At 69.6% G+C, this 15,256-nt stretch carries 14 protein-coding genes; 5 read left to right on the top strand and 9 right to left on the bottom strand.

All coding sequences use genetic code 11. The features are described from left to right. Window position 1: 1 nt before the first annotated feature. Window positions 2-475: a RidA family protein gene (locus MKL11_RS08945; protein WP_243942348.1), complete on the bottom strand. Its 474-nt coding sequence runs from the start codon at window positions 473-475 to the stop codon at window positions 2-4. A gap of 271 nt (window positions 476-746) precedes the next feature. Between MKL11_RS08945 and MKL11_RS08940 the strand changes: the two genes are divergently transcribed. From MKL11_RS08940 to MKL11_RS08930, 3 genes are all read left to right on the top strand, one after another. Then, window positions 747-1,937 (top strand): aspartate aminotransferase family protein, encoded by a 1,191-nt coding sequence (locus MKL11_RS08940; protein ID WP_243942346.1) that lies wholly within the window; start codon window positions 747-749, stop codon window positions 1,935-1,937. A 179-nt stretch (window positions 1,938-2,116) separates the two neighbouring features. Next, window positions 2,117-3,097, top strand: a complete 981-nt coding sequence (gene argF, locus MKL11_RS08935; protein ID WP_243942344.1) for an ornithine carbamoyltransferase — start codon at window positions 2,117-2,119, stop codon at window positions 3,095-3,097. A 278-nt stretch (window positions 3,098-3,375) separates the two neighbouring features. Beyond that, the gene (locus MKL11_RS08930; protein WP_243942342.1) at window positions 3,376-4,401 is read left to right on the top strand and encodes an Hsp33 family molecular chaperone; all 1,026 of its coding nucleotides are present in this window, start codon (window positions 3,376-3,378) and stop codon (window positions 4,399-4,401) included. 76 nt (window positions 4,402-4,477) lie between these two features. On the opposite strand, the gene speG is transcribed toward MKL11_RS08930, so the two are convergent. The 3 genes from speG to apaG are packed head-to-tail and all read right to left on the bottom strand — an operon-like array spanning window position 4,478 to window position 6,638. Continuing rightward, window positions 4,478-5,026, bottom strand: coding sequence for a spermidine N1-acetyltransferase (speG, locus tag MKL11_RS08925; protein ID WP_313900742.1), 549 nt, complete (start codon window positions 5,024-5,026; stop codon window positions 4,478-4,480). A gap of 14 nt (window positions 5,027-5,040) precedes the next feature. After that, window positions 5,041-6,210 (bottom strand): acetylornithine deacetylase, encoded by a 1,170-nt coding sequence (argE, locus tag MKL11_RS08920; protein ID WP_243942338.1) that lies wholly within the window; start codon window positions 6,208-6,210, stop codon window positions 5,041-5,043. 35 nt (window positions 6,211-6,245) lie between these two features. Further along, window positions 6,246-6,638: a Co2+/Mg2+ efflux protein ApaG gene (apaG, locus tag MKL11_RS08915; RefSeq protein WP_007562424.1), complete on the bottom strand. Its 393-nt coding sequence runs from the start codon at window positions 6,636-6,638 to the stop codon at window positions 6,246-6,248. Window positions 6,639-6,902: 264 nt separating this feature from the next. Here apaG and MKL11_RS08910 point away from each other — a divergent pair, with 264 nt between their 5' ends. After that, a complete protein-coding gene (locus MKL11_RS08910) occupies window positions 6,903-8,042 on the top strand; it encodes a 2'-deoxycytidine 5'-triphosphate deaminase (protein WP_243942335.1) in 1,140 nt (379 codons plus the stop codon). 38 nt (window positions 8,043-8,080) lie between these two features. After that, entirely contained in the window at window positions 8,081-8,542 is a 462-nt protein-coding gene (locus tag MKL11_RS08905; RefSeq protein ID WP_243942333.1) for an Lrp/AsnC family transcriptional regulator, read from the top strand. 23 nt (window positions 8,543-8,565) lie between these two features. Here the strand turns inward: MKL11_RS08905 and MKL11_RS08900 are convergent, their stop codons facing one another. The 5 genes from MKL11_RS08900 to MKL11_RS08880 all read right to left on the bottom strand — a co-directional run bounded on the left by MKL11_RS08900 (window position 8,566) and on the right by MKL11_RS08880 (window position 15,225). Then, window positions 8,566-9,087, bottom strand: a complete 522-nt coding sequence (locus MKL11_RS08900) for a cysteine dioxygenase family protein (RefSeq protein ID WP_243942331.1) — start codon at window positions 9,085-9,087, stop codon at window positions 8,566-8,568. A gap of 345 nt (window positions 9,088-9,432) precedes the next feature. Next, window positions 9,433-10,500: an HD-GYP domain-containing protein gene (locus tag MKL11_RS08895; RefSeq protein WP_243942328.1), complete on the bottom strand. Its 1,068-nt coding sequence runs from the start codon at window positions 10,498-10,500 to the stop codon at window positions 9,433-9,435. 114 nt (window positions 10,501-10,614) lie between these two features. After that, window positions 10,615-11,340 carry a 6-phosphogluconolactonase gene (gene pgl / locus MKL11_RS08890; RefSeq protein ID WP_243942326.1) on the bottom strand — a complete coding sequence of 242 codons (726 nt, stop codon included), beginning with the start codon at window positions 11,338-11,340 and terminating at the stop codon, window positions 10,615-10,617. Window positions 11,341-11,343: 3 nt separating this feature from the next. After that, window positions 11,344-12,324 (bottom strand): phosphogluconate dehydrogenase (NAD(+)-dependent, decarboxylating), encoded by a 981-nt coding sequence (gnd, locus tag MKL11_RS08885; protein ID WP_243942323.1) that lies wholly within the window; start codon window positions 12,322-12,324, stop codon window positions 11,344-11,346. Window positions 12,325-12,378: 54 nt separating this feature from the next. Then, on the bottom strand, window positions 12,379-15,225 hold the full coding sequence (locus tag MKL11_RS08880; protein WP_243942321.1) for a bifunctional transaldolase/phosoglucose isomerase: 2,847 nt from the start codon (window positions 15,223-15,225) through the stop codon (window positions 12,379-12,381). Window positions 15,226-15,256 lie beyond the last annotated feature (31 nt).

Here is a 15,256-nt window from a genome sequence, read left to right as displayed (position 1 = left end):
CTCAGCGGACCTCGAAGATCGCCTCGACCTCGACCGCGGCGTCGAGGGGCAGCTCGGCGACGCCGACCGTCGAGCGGGCATGGCGCCCGCTATCGCCCAAAAGCTCGACCATCAGGTCGGAGGCGCCGTTCATCACCCCGGCCACCGCCGAGAAGCCGGGCGCGGCATTGATGAAGCCGCAAAGCCGCACGCATTGCTCCAGGGCCCGGTCGAGATCGCCCACCGCGGCCTCGAGCTGGGCCAGGACGTTGAGGGCGCAGAGCCGGGCGGCAGACTTGCCGGCCTCGGGTGAAACGCTGCCGCCGACCTTGCCCGTGTGCTCGGGGGCGATGGTCCCGTCCGCCCCGAAGCAGACCTGACCGGAAATGACCACGAGGTTGCCGGTGCGCACGAACGGCACGTAGTTCGCCACCGGCGCCGCCGCCTTCGGCAGGGCGAGGCCCAGCTTCTCGAGGCGTTCCTTGATCGTGCTCATGGGATTCTCCCGCGCTGACTCGGTTCTGCGGGAGCAGGAGCATGACCGCGCCCCGCCGCGCAAGGGGAGCAGCCGGGCGTCACACCGCTGAAATCCGCGCCGCGCAAGCATCGTGCAGAGCAGCCGCGCGCCCGGAATTGACCCCGCAACGTTGACAGGAGCCGGTCGTTTCATAGTAATCGCGCGCGTGCCGCCCATGACGAGGCGGCACTTTCATTTGGAGCCGGCACACCGCTTGCTCCGGGCCTTCTGAGAGACGGAGACGGGATCCGTGACGTCAGCCCTTCTGCCGACCTACGTCCGCGCGCCGCTCGCCTTCGAGCGCGGCGAGGGCGCCTGGCTCGTGACGGAGGCCGGGGAGCGATACCTCGATTTCGGCGCCGGCATCGCGGTCAACGGCCTCGGCCACGCCCATCCGCACCTCGTCGGCGCGCTCACCGAGCAGGCCGGCCGGATCTGGCACACGTCGAACCTGTTCGAGATCCCGGGCGGCGAGCGCTTCGGCCGGCGCCTCGTGGACGCGACCTTCGCGGACGTGGTGTTCTTCTGCAACTCGGGGGCCGAGGCCAACGAGGCGGCGATCAAGATCGCCCGGAAGTACCACGCTGCCGGCGGCAACCCGGAGCGCTACCGGATCGTCACTTTCGCGGGCGCCTTCCACGGGCGGACCCTGGCGACGCTGGCGGCCGGCGGGCAGCAGAAGTACATCGAGGGCTTCGGCCCCAAGGTCGACGGCTTCGACCAGGTCCCGGCCGGCGACTACGCGGCTTTGGAGGCCGTGATCGGACCGGAGACGGCAGCCCTGATGATCGAGCCGATCCAGGGCGAGGGCGGCGTCCGGGTGATCCCGCATGCGGACCTGCACCGCCTGCGCGAGCTCTGCGATGCGCACGGTCTCCTGCTGATCATGGACGAGGTCCAGACCGGTGTCGGGCGTACCGGCAAGCTGTTCGCCCATGAATGGTCCGGCATCACGCCGGACATCATGAGCGCGGCCAAGGGCATCGGCGGCGGCTTCCCGATGGGGGCCTGCCTCGCCACGAGCGAGGCGGCCCGCGGCATGACCGCCGGCAGCCACGGCACCACCTTCGGCGGCAACCCGCTCGCCATGGCGGTGGGCAACGCCGTGCTCGATGTTGTGCTGGCGGACGGATTCCTCGACCGCGTCGCCCATGCCGGGCTGCTGCTCAAGCAGAAGCTCGCCGCCTTGCGCGACCGCCACCCGCACGTGTTCCAGGAGATCCGCGGCGAGGGGCTGATGCTCGGCCTCAAGCTCGGCGTGCCGAACACCGATTTCGCCGCCGCCGCCCGGGCCGCCCACCTCCTCGTGATCCCGGCCGGCGACAACATCGTCCGTCTGCTGCCGCCGCTGATCGTCGGCGACGGCGAGATCGACGAAGCGGTCCGGCGGCTGGACCAGGCCGCCTCATCCTTCGAAGCCCTGCGAGGGGCCGCCGAGTAACAGAGGCAGAGCCCGCTTTTTCGAATCACCGCCCTGCGCCGCGTTCCGGTGCCGGGCGGTGCGAAGCATTTTCGGGTGCGGTCGATCCCGCCGGGCCTGACGAGAATGCCCCTCACCAGGAGATAGAGTGTCGTTCATGATCAGGTGATCGTGGAGCAGGCTCTAGCGAACGTAACGCGATGAAAGCCCAGATTGACGGCCGGGCGCGTGCCCCGGTCCCGCACCTGAACGGTGCCGCCCCCCGCCACTTCCTCGACCTCAAGGACTTCTCCGGGGCGGATCTGCGCGGGGTGCTCGACGCGAGCGCCGCCATCAAGGCGCACCGCCGCAAGGGCGAGCGCGCCGCCGAGCGCCCCCTGGTGGGCAAGACTCTCGCGATGGTGTTCGACCGGCCCTCGACCCGCACCCGCGTCTCGTTCGACGTGGCGATGCGCGAGCTCGGCGGCGAGACCCTGATGCTCACCGGCTCAGAGATGCAGCTCGGCCGGGGCGAGACCATCGGCGACACCGCCAAGGTCCTGTCGCGCTTCGTCGACGCAATTATGATCCGCATCCTCGACCACGGCCAGATGCTGGAACTGGCCGAGCACGCCACCGTGCCGGTGATCAATGCCCTGACCAAGGTCTCGCATCCCTGCCAGATCATGGCCGACGTGATGACCTTCGAGGAGCATCGCGGGCCGATCAAGGGCCGCACCGTGGCGTGGTCGGGCGATTCCAACAATGTCCTGGCGAGCTGGGTCCACGCGGCCGCACGGCTCGACTTCGGCCTGAACATCGCGAGCCCGCCCGAGCTTGCGCCGCCCCCGGGCCTGATCGCCTGGGCGAGGGGCGAGGGCGCGAACGTCACCGTCACGACCGATGCCTTCGCGGCCGTCGAGGGTGCCGACGCCGTGGTCACGGATTGCTGGGTCTCGATGGGCGACGACGACGAGGGTCATCGCCACAACCTGCTGAGCCCCTATCAGGTGAACGCCGCGCTGATGGCCGCCGCCGACCCGGACGCGATCTTCATGCACTGCCTGCCGGCCCATCGCGGCGAGGAGGTCACGGCCGAAGTCATGGACGGGCCGCGCTCGGTGGTGTTCGACGAGGCCGAGAACCGCCTGCACGCGCAGAAGGGCATTTTGGCCTGGTGCCTGGGTGCGGGGACGCCCTGATCGCGGGCTCGCACTCGAGGCACTGGCGCCCCATATGCGTCGGAGCGGGCGGCGTTTGCGGCCCGTATCCCCATCAACGCTGCCGCATGGCAGCATCCCGGCGACGGATGTGGCGCGATGCGCCCCCTCTCTCGTGCGGGCGCGGGCGGGGTTGAGGGACAGATCACTTCGGCCGGGCCCTCTTCCTCACGCCATCCTTCTCCCTGCGGGAGCGGGATCCGCGCCCCGGCACGTCGGAGCGTCCGCGGCGGGAGCCGGACCTATCGATCGGAGCGGGCATGACCTCAGGACCAGCGTCGCAATCCCAGCCGCAGGCCTTCGGCAACGGCCATGACGGCCCGGACGATGCCGTGCTGCCCTTCGCCGTCGAGGCCCTCGATGTGCGCGGGCGCCTGGTCCGGCTCGGCCCCTCGGTGGACACGATCCTGCGTCGCCACGGCTACCCCGATGCCGTCGCCCGGCTCCTGGGGGAGGCCGCGGCGCTGACGGTGCTGCTCGGCTCGTCGCTCAAGTTCGAGGGTCGTTTCCAGCTCCAGACCAAGACCGACGGCCCGGTGGCGATGATCGTGGTCGATTTCGAGGCGCCCGACCGCCTGCGCGCCACGGCCCGGTTCGACGCGGAGCGGGTCGCGGCCCTCGGCGAGCGCCCGCTCAAGGATGCCGACCTGATCGGCGCCGGCCATCTGGCCATGACCATCGACCAGGGCTCCGCGGCCAGCCGCTACCAGGGCGTCGTCGCGCTGGAAGGCCAAAGTCTGGAGGAGGCTGCACACCAGTATTTCCGCCAGTCGGAGCAAATCCCCACGCAGGTGCGCCTCGCGGTCGCCGAGGCCGTGGAGGAGGGCACGGGCCGGTGGCGCGCCGGCGGCCTGATCGTGCAGTTCCTGCCCCAGTCGATCGACCGGGCCCGCCTCGCCGACCTGCCGCCGGGCGATATCCCGGAGGGGCACACGCACCTGTCCGGGCAGGCGGTCGAGGACGATGCCTGGGTCGAGGCGCGGTCGCTGGTCGGCACCGTGGAGGACCACGAACTGGTCGATCCCGGCGTGTCGAGCGAGCGCCTGCTCTATCGGCTGTTCCACGAGCGCGGCGTGCGGGTGTTCGACCGACAGCCGGTGCACGAGGCCTGCCGCTGCTCGCGGGAGCGGGTCATGGGCATGATCCGCGCGTTCTCGCCGCAGGAGCGTCGCGACATCGTCGCGGATGACGGCCGCATCGTCATCACCTGCGAATTCTGCTCCCGGCGCTACGACCTCGACCCGCAGGAGGTCGAGGCCGAGATCGGCGAGCAGCCGAAGCAGTAGGATTCTAGCTTATCAATGATCGAGCGGTCGATGGATCCTGCCGAAGCTGCGGTGCCTTCTTGACCCGGAAAACCCGTCAGACCTTCAGCACCGGCTCGGCGATGTCGCCGTTGCCGCGGTTCTTGAGGTAGTCCGGCTGGAACAGGCACATCCGCACCGCGTCGCGATAGCGGCCGTTCACGAAGAACTCGTCCTTCAGCACGCCTTCGGGGCGGAAGCCGCAGCGCTCGTAGATCCGCACCGCCCGGGCATTGTCCCTGTCCACGTGCAGATACAGCTTGTGGATGTTGAGCACGCTGAAGGCGTAGTCCATGGCGATCCGGGTGGCCTGCCAAGCATAGCCGCGTCCCTGGAAGCTCGGATGGATCGCGATCTGGAACTCGCAGCGCCGGTGCAGGTGGTTGATCTCCACGAGCTCGATCAGCCCCGCGGGCTCGCCGCTCGGATCGGCGACGATGAAGCGGCGCTCGGTCTGGTTGTGGATGTTGCGCTCGTAAAGCTGCTGCAGCTCGGCGAAGGACTCGTAGGCCTCCTCGAACCAGTAGCGCATGATGCTGTCGTTGTTGTTGAGCTGGTGGACGAAGCGCAGATCCTCGCGTTCCAGCGGGCGCAGCTTGATGGTGATGCCGGTGAGCGCGTTCATGACGCGTAAGCCTCGATCAGGGATCTCAGGAACCGCTCGCCCTTGCCGAGCGCATCGAGGGTGATGAACTCGTCGGGCTGGTGGGCCTGGGCGATGTCGCCGGGTCCGCACACCACGGTCGGGATGCCGGCCTGCTGGAAGCGCCCGGCCTCGGTGGCGTACGGCACCGCGATGGTGCGGTTGCGCCCGGCGAGCCGCAGGCACAGCAATTCGGCCTCGGAGCCGGGTTCGGGTGCGAGCCCCGGAATGTCGACCTCCTCGATCGTCTCGATTCGCCCGTAATCACCGTAGCGGTTCAGGCGCTCGCGCGTCACCCGCTCGACCGCCTCGGCGAACAGGCGCGGGATCTCACCCGGGTCGAGATCCGGCAGGCCGCGATACTCCCAGTGGAAGCGGCACTCCTTGGCGAGGATGTTGCGCGCCGTGCCGCCGTGGATCGTCCCGACATGAACGGTGCTCGCGGCCGGATCGAACCGCCCCGACGCGTCGCCGCGCTCGATCATCTGGTCGGCGATCCGGTTGAGGCCGGCGACCAGATCGCAGGCCGCCGCCACCGCGTTCGCCCCCAGCGCCGGCCGGGCGGAATGGGCCTCGTGGCCGTGCACGGTGGTCAGGCAAGTGACGATGCTCTTATGCGCGTCCGCGACCTCCATCCCGGTCGGCTCGCCGACGATCACGGCGCCGGGGCGGGGCAGGTCGGCGCCGAACCGCGTGATCGCGTCCATCGAGCCGAGGCAGGTCGTCTCCTCATCGTAGGAGAGCAGGATATGGATCGGCCGCTTGAGACCGGCCGCCAGCATGTCGGGCACCAGGGCCAGCGCCAGGGCGTCGAACGCCTTCATGTCGACCGCGCCACGGCCGTAGGCCCGGCCATCGGCGACGCGCAGGGTGAACGGGTCGCTGGTCCAGGCTTGGCCCGCCACCGGAACCACGTCGGTGTGGCCGGAGAGCACGACGCCGCCATCGACCCTCGGGCCGACCGTGGCGAACACGGCCGCCTTGTCGCCGGCCGCGTTCGGCAATCGCAGGTAAGGGACGTCCCAGCCGTCGAGATAGGCGCAGACGGACTCGATCAGGGCGAGGTTCGACTTGTCGCTCTCGGTATCGAACGACACGAGGCGGGCGAGCATGTCGAGCGGGCTGAGCCGCTCGCCGTTCCCAGACATGAATCCCTCCGGAGCGAGGCCCCGGAACCGGAACCTCAGTGCAGGCTGCGGCGGACGTGCGGGCTGTCGAGGGAGAAGGCGGGAATCTCGGCCTCGAAGCTCTCGCCGGCCACCGTCGCCATGGTGTAGCTGCCGGCCATCAGCCCATCGGGCGTGTTGAGCGGGCAGCCGCTGGTGTAGCAGAAGGACTCGCCCGGCTCCAGCACAGGCTGCTTGCCGACCACACCTGTGCCCCGCACTTCCTGGCAGGCGCCGTGTCCGTCGATGATGCGCCAATGCCGGGAGCGCAGCTGCACCTGCTCGCTGCCGGTGTTCACAATCTCGACCGTATAAGCGAAGAAATAGCGGCTCTCGTTCGGCGAGGATTCCTCCTCGACGAAGCGAGGCTGAACGGTCACTCGAATTCCCCGCGTCTCGGCCTTGTACATCGCCCTATAAGGCCCTTCTTCGAACGGCGCGATTCGATGAAGACGAATTGAACACGCTTCACAGGCGGTGGTAGTAGGCGGCGAAATCGCCGTCAATTGCGGCGGACTACCTCGCGCGGATGATGCCGCAGGCCCGTCCGATGGTGGTGGAGCCGGGGAAGCCGCGCGTCGGACGACCCGGATTAAGCCGGCATTAGCCAGTCCCGGCGGAGAACGTCGAGGAACGCGGATCCACCCGGAGGCGCGCGAAGGAGTCGAGGCGCGATGAACGCGGGTGCAGGCAAGCAGGCCGCCGAATCGGGCGACGCCGATCCGAGCGCCGGGACCCGCTCCGGCATCCTGCCGGCCGAGGCGATCGCCGCGCTGGCCCAGGCCGGCGGCATCCGCGTTGCCGACGCCTTCGCGGGTGATCAGATCCAGCCCGCGAGCCTCGATCTGCGCCTCGGCGCCAAAGCCTACCGGGTCCGCACCAGCTTCCTGCCGGGGGCGGCCCGCACCGTCCAGGCCTGCGTCGAGCGCTTGTCGCTGCACGCGATCGACCTGCGCCCCGGCGCGGTGCTGGAGACCGGCTGCGTCTACATCGCCGAGTTGCAGGAGAGCCTTGCGCTCCCGGGCGACCTGGCTGCGGCCGCCAACCCCAAAAGCTCCACCGGCCGCATCGACGTGTTCACCCGGGTGATCACCGACCGGGGCGAGGCGTTCGACCAGGTCGAGCCCGGCTATACCGGGCCGCTCTACGCCGAGATTTCGCCGCGCACCTTCCCGGTGCTGGTCCGGACCGGCTCGCGCCTGTCGCAGATCCGCTTCCGCCAGGGGTCGCCGCGGCTGAACGAGGCGGAGCTCGGCCAGTTGCACGCGCGCGCGCCGCTGGTCGATTCCGACACCCCGTCCTTCCAGGGCGGCGTCGCGGTCTCGGTGGACCTGTCGGGTTTCGACGGCCTCATCGGCTACCGGGCCAAGCGCCATACCGGGCTGGTCGATGTCGACGCCCCGGGCCGCCATCGGGCGGCGGATTTCTGGGAGCCCCTGGCCGCCGACGGATCCGGCGCCCTGATCCTCGATCCCGGCCAGTTCTACATCCTGGCCTCCAAGGAATCGGTGCAAGTCCCCCCCGACCACGCCGCCGAGATGGTGCCGTTCGATCCGCTGGTCGGCGAGTTCCGGGTCCATTACGCCGGGTTCTTCGATCCGGGCTTCGGCCATGCCGGGGCCGGGGGTGCGGGCGCCCGCGCGGTGCTCGAGGTCCGCTCCCGGGACGTGCCGTTCCTGCTGGAGGACGGCCAGATCGTCGGCCGGCTCGTCTACGAACGGATGCTGGCGGTCCCGAAAACCCTCTATGGTGCGGGGGCCGGCTCGAACTACCAGGCCCAGGGGCTGAAGCTCTCGAAGCACTTCGTCCTGTAGCCCCGGCAACCCGGACCCCGCGCGGGAGCAGCTTTCGCATGGACGCGGTGGACCGAAAAATCCTGGACGTCCTCCAGCAGGATGCGACCCTGCCGGTCGCAGAGCTGGCCGAGCGGGTCGGTGTCAGCGCAGCCCCGTGCTGGCGCCGGGTCAAGAAACTGGAGGCCTCAGGGGTCATCCGCGGTCGGGTCGCCCTGGTGGACCGGCGCAAGGTCAACGTTTCGACCACGGTGTTCGTGGCCGTGAAGGCGCCCCGCCACGCGGCCGACTGGTCCGACGCGTTCCGCCGGGTCGTCGCCGGCTTTCCGGAGATCGTCGAGGCCTGGCGCCTGACCGGCGAGATCGACTACCTGCTGCGCATCGTCGTGCCCGACATCGAGACCTACGACGCCGTCTACCAGCGGCTCATCGCCAAGCTCGAATTCTCGAATTTGTCCTCCTCCATCGCCATGGAAGAGATGAAGTACACGACGGCCGTGCCGACGATGTACATGGATTGAAAGCCCCCGGACCGGGGCGACCTTCACCCCGCCGCGACCGCGTAGGTACGGTGGACCGAGGAGGATTGCTCCCGGGGATCGTAGCCGTAGACGTGGATCGAGATCGCCGTGTCCGGGCCGTCATTGGCGATCCGATGCAGGTTCGGTCCCGACGGCATCATGCAAGCCACGTAGCCGGGTGCGCGGACCGCATCCTGGGTCGCGACCGCATGCGTCTCGCTGATCGGGCGATACCAGGTCTCGCGCAGGCTGCCGCTGAGCAGGCCGAAGCAACAGGAGCAATGGTGATCGTGCACGGGCGTGACCGCGCCGGGGCGCCACACCATGGCCCAGACGCTGATGGCCCCCGTGCCGAACAGCAGGTTGCGGCCGAGACCCTCCGGCGGCGCGACCAGCCGCGTCCGGTACAGCAAGTCCGGCCGCGCCAGGATCGTCAGCAGGGTCGTCCGGGCCGAGGTCAGATAGGCGTCCGGGGAGCGGCTAGCCGCGTGCGCAAGATCCGCCAGCATCGCCTCGACTTCGGCCGGATGGGTCAGCGGGGTCATGCGCGGTCTCCTTACACAGCCCTCCGTCAGGCTGGGTGAAGCCTAGCGCGAAGGGGCGGAAGACGGGTTGCGAAGTTCGCGCTCGGACGGCCCGCGAGAGCAATGAGGTTGCGCAGAATGGCAAAAAGTCGAAATGTCATTCCAATCTGTGCGGAAGTTGTGCAGCAGGCTCGCGTTTCGCCTCACTGTAGAGCAATGGGACCGCTACGAGTCTCATGCGGTTTCCGGCTCGTCCGTGCGCGGCCCGCTGCCCGTGCGAGCGCCGCGAAGCAATGACGGCTCGGGATCGAGGGGCCGGATCGGGCTTCCGCGATCGACGGGACTTTGCCGCACGACAAGCGCCGGTCAGGACCCGGCAACGGAGCGCTCGAAGGCCCGCACCAGAGCCCCATCGAGCTTGCCGTCCATGCCGTGCAGGATCGCCATGGCTTCGGCGGCCGGCATCGGGGCGCGGTAGGGGCGGCGCTCGACCAGGGCCGCGTAGACGTCGCAGACGGTGATCAGGCGGACGATATCGTCGATGGCCTCCCCGGCGAGCCCGTCCGGGTAGCCCGAGCCGTCGAGCAATTCGTGGTGATGGCGCACCACTCGCAGCACGGCATCGTCGAAGCCACCGGCCTGGACCAGGATCTGGTGCCCCAGCGCCGCATGCGCGCGCATCACCGCCCGCTCGGCCGCGTCGAGGGGGCCCGCCTTGTTCAGGATCGCCAGGGGGATCTTGGCCTTGCCGACATCGTGCACCAGGGCGGCGCGCACGAGCTGCTGGCGGTCGGCCACCGAGAAGCCGAGGTCGATCGCGAAGGTCGCGGCCAGGCCCGCCACGAGCAGGCAATGCTGATAGGTGGCATCGTCGTAGGCGCGCACCGTGTCGAGCCAGGCGGTCAGGCCGCCCTGGCCGATCGCCCCGAGGATCGGCTCCAGGCCGTCATTGACCAGGGCGGCATCGACCGTGCCCGAATCCCGCGCGGCATCGAGCAGGTTGGCGATGACCGCGCCTGCCTTGTCGGCGGCCTGCACGACCAGCGCTGAGCGACCGCGCGCACCCGGTTTGGGCGTGTCCGGCACGGGCGACACTTGCGCCCGCAGGGCCTCGACCACGGTTCCGACAGGCGTGTCCTCCGGAAGGCAGAGCTGCGCTCCAAGTCCGCGCGCCGCCGACAGGCTGCGGGCGCCCATGCTGCGCATCAGGAAAATCCGCGGCAGGTCCGGGAAGGCGGCGATCAGCGTCCGCAAGCCCACAAGCGGGGAGGGCTGCAGCAGATCGAGGTCGGCCACCAGAGCGAGGCAGGGGCCGGCGGGCGGCATCGCGGCAGCGTCCAGCACCGCGCAGGAGGCGATCTGCTGAAGCGCCAGCAGCAGATCGGCGCGGCGCGCGGGTTGATCGGTGTAGAGGACGACGGTGCCCACGCGCATCTGGCCCTTCGTGGCATAGAACCGCCGCCGCCACGCGGTCGGACCCGGACCACGCAGCAGGCAACCCGGTCTAGCGCGGCCGCCTTGCCAGACCGTAACGGTCCACGCGGGCTTTTAACCGGCAGCGGCCTCGTCGAGCAGCCAGGCCACGTCGCCCAGATTGGTCACCCGACCCGCGGGCAGATCTTCGCCGGCGGCGAGCCGGGCCAGGGGTTCGCGCTTGCCGGCGCCGGTGACGAGGAACAGCACGTGCCGCGAGGAGGCCAGGGCCGGGAGCGTCAGGCTGATACGCGGCACGAACGGCGCCAGGCCGGCTTCGGGCACCGGCGCGACCAGGCGCGTGGTCTCATCGACCGCCGGCTTGCCGGGAAACAGCGAGGCCGTATGACCGTCCTCGCCGAGGCCGAGCAGCACCAGATCGAACAGCGGCCGGGCGGGGTCGAGGGTCTCGGCCCCGTAGAAATCGAGCAGGATGCGCTCGTAGGCCCGGGCCCCGACCTCCGCACCCTCGTCGGACGGGATGAAGTGCAGGTGCGTCGACGGGATCCGGGAGCCGTGCCCGAAGGCCTCGCGGACCATCCGGACGTTGCTGCGCTCATCGTCCCAGGGCACCACCCGGTCGTCTCCGAAGAACCAGTGGATCCGCTCCCACGGCACCCGGGCGGCGTAGTCCGGGCCGGCGAGGAGGCCGTAGAGCACTTTCGGGGTCGAGCCGCCGGACAGGGCGATCGCGATCCGCTCGGATTGGGTCTCGCCGCAGGCCACGATCAGCCGCTCGGCCGCCTCGCGGGCGACCGCCTGCGGATCGGGCAGGACGTGGGTTCCGGCGGGAAGGCTCATGGGTCAGGACTTCTTCGGTTCCTGGTGGCCGCCGAATCCCTTGCGCATGGCCGAGAGGAGCTTGTCGGCGTAGCTCTCCTGTTCCCGGGAGCGGAAGCGGCGGTACAGGGCGTTGGACAGGACGGTGGCCGGCACGCTCTCCTCGATGGCGGCATTGATTGTCCAGCGGCCCTCACCGGAATCCTCGACGTAGCCGGAGAAGTCCTGAAGGTTCTCGTCGCCGGCCAGCGCCTGGGCGGTCAGGTCGAGGAGCCAGGACGAGACGACGCTGCCGCGCCGCCAGACCTCGGCGATGTCGCCCATGTTCAGGTCGAAGCGGCGCTCGGCCGGAAGCGCCTCCGAATTGGCGTGCTTCAGGATGTCGAATCCCTCGGCATAGGCCTGCATAAGGCCGTACTCGATGCCGTTATGGATCATCTTGACGAAATGGCCCGCGCCGGTCGGCCCGGCATGGATGTAGCCCTGCTCGGCGCGGGGGTCGCGGCCCGCGCGGTTCGGCGTCTTCGGGATGTCGCCGATGCCGGGCGCCAAGGTCTTGAAGATCGGATCGAGGCGATCGACGGTCTCGGTGTCGCCGCCGATCATCATGCAGTAGCCGCGTTCCAGCCCCCAGACGCCGCCCGAGGTGCCGACATCGACGTAGTGCAGGCCCTTGGCCTTCAGCGCGATGCCCCGGCGCACGTCGTCGCCGTAGAACGAATTGCCGCCGTCGATGACGCAGTCGCCCGCCTGCATCAGGCCGGCCAGCGTCTTGACCGCCTCCTCGGTGATGGCGCCCGCCGGCAGCATCACCCAGGCGGCCCGGGGCATCTCCAGCTTCGAGACCAGATCCTCCAGGCTCGACGCGCCGACCGCGCCGGCCTCGACCAGCCCGGCGACCGCCGCCGGGTTCTGGTCGAACACCACGGCCGTATGCCCATCGCGCAGGAGGCGCCGGACGATGTTGCCGCCCATCCGGCCGAGGCCGATCATGCCGAGTTGCATCTGTGATCTCCTCAGGATTTCAACTCCCCCTTGCGGGGAGGGGGATGCCTGTGCCTAAGCCACCGCCGCCTTCAACGCCGCTGCGATACGCTTCAGTCCGGCGTCGAGGTCGCCCTTGATGTGGACCCGCAATGCCCGGCGGCCGCGCTCGGCCAGCACCGCGAAGTCGCCCCGGGCCTGCGCCGCCACCACGGTGGCGAAGCCCAGCGCCCGGCCGGGGATCGGCAGGTCCTCGGTGGGCTCCGCGGTGATCTGCAGGAACACGCCGGTATCCGGGCCGCCCTTGTAGGCCTGCCCGGTGGAATGCAGGAACCGCGGCCCGAATTCCAGGCAGGACGCGACCTTGCGGGCGTCGCGCACGGCGATCCGCGCCTCCTGCAGGATTCCGGTGGCCTTCGGGTCGCGCGGGACATAGGCCAGCAGCCCGAGATAATCGCCGTCCTTCAGACGGGCGACCTGCGCCTTGAGCGCCGCCTCCAGGCCGTCCGACGCCTGGGGCAGGGCCTCGGCGTTCTTCGGGTCGGCGTAGAGGGCGATGGACCCGTCCTCGAACAGCGGCGTCTCCGCGGGGAGGGCGCCGTCGCGCTCGGCCTCCGAGAACAGCTTCTTCGTCTCGATCTTGCTGGCCTCGACATCGGGCTGGTCGAAGGGATTGATGCCGAGCACCGCGCCGGCCACCGCGGTGGCCATCTCCAGGCGGTAGAATTCCTGCGGCAGCTGCTCGACCGAATCGAGGGTGATGCGCGCGATCGGGTGGCCGTCGCGTTCCAGGGCGCGCAGGGCCTCGTCCTGCGCCTCCTCGGCATGTCCGTCGAGGCGCAGGTAGATGAAGAACCGGTCGCGGCCGTAGACCGCCGGGACGCTCGCCGGTTCGCCATCCACCGGCACGAGGCCCTTTCCCTGCTTGCCGGTCGATTCGGCGATGAGCTGCTCGGCCCAGGCGCCGAAGCTGTCGATGCCCGGCGAGGCGATGATCGTGACCTTGTCGCGGCCCGCGAGGCCCGCCGCGCCCATGGCGGTGCCGAGCAGCACGCCCGGGTTCTGGGCGGGCGGCACCACCGGCCCGCAGGAGCGGACCATGATCCGGGCCGTCTCCAGCAGCGCCTTCACGTCGAGGCCGAGGGCCGCGGCCGGCACCAGCCCGAAGGCCGACAGCACCGAGTAGCGGCCGCCAATCTGCTTCACGCCATAGAAGATTTTTTTGAATTGATCGCTTTGCGCGGCGCGCTCCATGTCGGAGCCCGGGTCGGTCACGGCGACGAAATGGTCGCCCGCCCGGTCACCCAGCGTCTCCTTCACGCGCCCCAAAAAGTAGTCGCGAAAGACGTTGGGTTCCAGCGTCGAGCCTGATTTGGAGGAGACGATGAACAGGGTCCGGCCGAGATCGATGCTCGCCTCCAGGGCACGTACCTGATCCGGGTGGGTCGAATCGAGGATCTGGAGCTTCGGGAAGCCCTCGCGCTGGCCGTAGGTCAGGCTCAGCACCTCGGGGCCAAGGCTGGAGCCGCCCATGCCCAGCACCACCGCATCGGTGAAGCCCTCCTGCTTCACCCAGTCGGAGAAGGCGGCGTAGTTGGCGGCCTTCGCCAATTCCTCCTCGACGATGTGCAGCCAGCCGAGCCAGCTCGCCTCGTCGTGGCCGGACCAGACGGTGGCGTCGCCAGCCCAGAGCCGCCGGATCGAACCGCTCGCGCGCCAGGCCTCGACGGTCTTCTTGGCCTCAGTGGCGAGGGTGACGTCCATGACCAAGCTCTGGCCGTCGAGGCGCCGGCCGAGCAGCGCCGCGCGCTTGCCGGCGACGGCGCCGAGCAGGTTGTCGGCGGCGTCGATGAACAGCTGCACGCCCTCCGTCACCAGCTGCTCGGCCACGGCCTCGATGTCGATGCCGGCCCGGGCGAGCCGGGCCATGACGGCCTCGGCGCCGGGCACGTCCTCCTCGATCGTCGCCCGGACGGTGCCGTGGTCGCGGAACGCGTCCATGGTGGCGGGCGGCATGGTGTTGACGGTGTTCGGCCCGATCAGCTCCTCGACGTAGAGCACGTCGGAATAGGCCTTGTTCTTCACCCCCGTGGAGGCCCAGAGCAGGCGCTGCGCCTTGGCGCCTTTCTCGGCCAGGGCCGTCCACTTGGATTCCGAAAAAATCTTGCGGTAGCGCTGGTAGGCGAGCTTGGCGTTGGCGATCGCGACCTTGCCCTTGAGCTGGCCGAGCGCCGCCTTCTCGTCGGGGTCATTGGCCTGGGCGATCTTCTCGTCGAGCAGCTTGTCCACCAGCACGTCGATCCGGCTGATGAAGAAGCTCGCGACGCTGGCGATCTTCGACACGTCGTGGCCGGCCTTGGCCCGGGCGTCGAGCCCGTCGACGAAGGCGCGGGCCACCGCCTCATAGGCCTCCTGCGAGAACAGGAGCGTCACGTTGATCGAGATGCCCTCGGCCGTGAGCTGGCGGATCGCCGGGATGCCATCGGGCGTCGCCGGCACCTTCACCATCAGGTTGTCGCGGCCGACCGCCTTGTGCAGGCGCCGCGCCTCGTGGAGCGTCGCCGCGGTGTCGAGCGCCAGGTAGGGCGAGACTTCGAGGCTGACGTAGCCGTCCGCCCCGTCGCTCGCCTCGTAGACCGGGCGGAGCACGTCGGCGGCGGCCTGGATGTCGGCGATGGCCAGGCCCTCGTAGAGGTCGATGACCCGGCTGTCGCCGTTCTCCTGCACGGCCTTCAGGCTGGCATCGTACTCCTCCGAATGGCCGATCGCCTTCTCGAAGATCGACGGGTTGGACGTGACTCCGCGCAGGCCGTCCGCCTCGACGAGGCGCTTCAGCTCACCCTTCTGGATGAAGCCGCGGGCCACGAAATCCAGCCAGACCGCCTGATCCTGTTCGTCGTGCAGGGCCTTGAGCGCGTTCATGTCGGTTCCTCGTCCTTCCCTACTCACGCCC

Origin of the sequence: Methylobacterium sp. J-077 (genome assembly GCF_022829365.1) — a bacterium.
Classification (GTDB): Bacteria; Pseudomonadota; Alphaproteobacteria; order Rhizobiales; family Beijerinckiaceae; genus Methylobacterium.
The sequence above is the reverse complement of the archived record's forward strand: the minus strand, read 5'-3'. Positions and strand labels throughout refer to the sequence as shown.

Coding starts and splice junctions, on each gene's coding strand:
- pgl (WP_243942326.1), bottom strand. CDS start 11,340: ATGAGCCTTCCCGCCGGAACCCACGTCCTGCCCGATCCGCAGGCGGTC.
- MKL11_RS08900 (WP_243942331.1), bottom strand. CDS start 9,087: ATGACCCCGCTGACCCATCCGGCCGAAGTCGAGGCGATGCTGGCGGAT.
- MKL11_RS08905 (WP_243942333.1), top strand. CDS start 8,081: ATGGACGCGGTGGACCGAAAAATCCTGGACGTCCTCCAGCAGGATGCG.
- apaG (WP_007562424.1), bottom strand. CDS start 6,638: ATGTACAAGGCCGAGACGCGGGGAATTCGAGTGACCGTTCAGCCTCGC.
- MKL11_RS08945 (WP_243942348.1), bottom strand. CDS start 475: ATGAGCACGATCAAGGAACGCCTCGAGAAGCTGGGCCTCGCCCTGCCG.
- MKL11_RS08910 (WP_243942335.1), top strand. CDS start 6,903: ATGAACGCGGGTGCAGGCAAGCAGGCCGCCGAATCGGGCGACGCCGAT.
- MKL11_RS08880 (WP_243942321.1), bottom strand. CDS start 15,225: ATGAACGCGCTCAAGGCCCTGCACGACGAACAGGATCAGGCGGTCTGG.
- MKL11_RS08895 (WP_243942328.1), bottom strand. CDS start 10,500: ATGCGCGTGGGCACCGTCGTCCTCTACACCGATCAACCCGCGCGCCGC.
- argF (WP_243942344.1), top strand. CDS start 2,117: ATGAAAGCCCAGATTGACGGCCGGGCGCGTGCCCCGGTCCCGCACCTG.
- gnd (WP_243942323.1), bottom strand. CDS start 12,324: ATGCAACTCGGCATGATCGGCCTCGGCCGGATGGGCGGCAACATCGTC.
- MKL11_RS08930 (WP_243942342.1), top strand. CDS start 3,376: ATGACCTCAGGACCAGCGTCGCAATCCCAGCCGCAGGCCTTCGGCAAC.
- argE (WP_243942338.1), bottom strand. CDS start 6,210: ATGTCTGGGAACGGCGAGCGGCTCAGCCCGCTCGACATGCTCGCCCGC.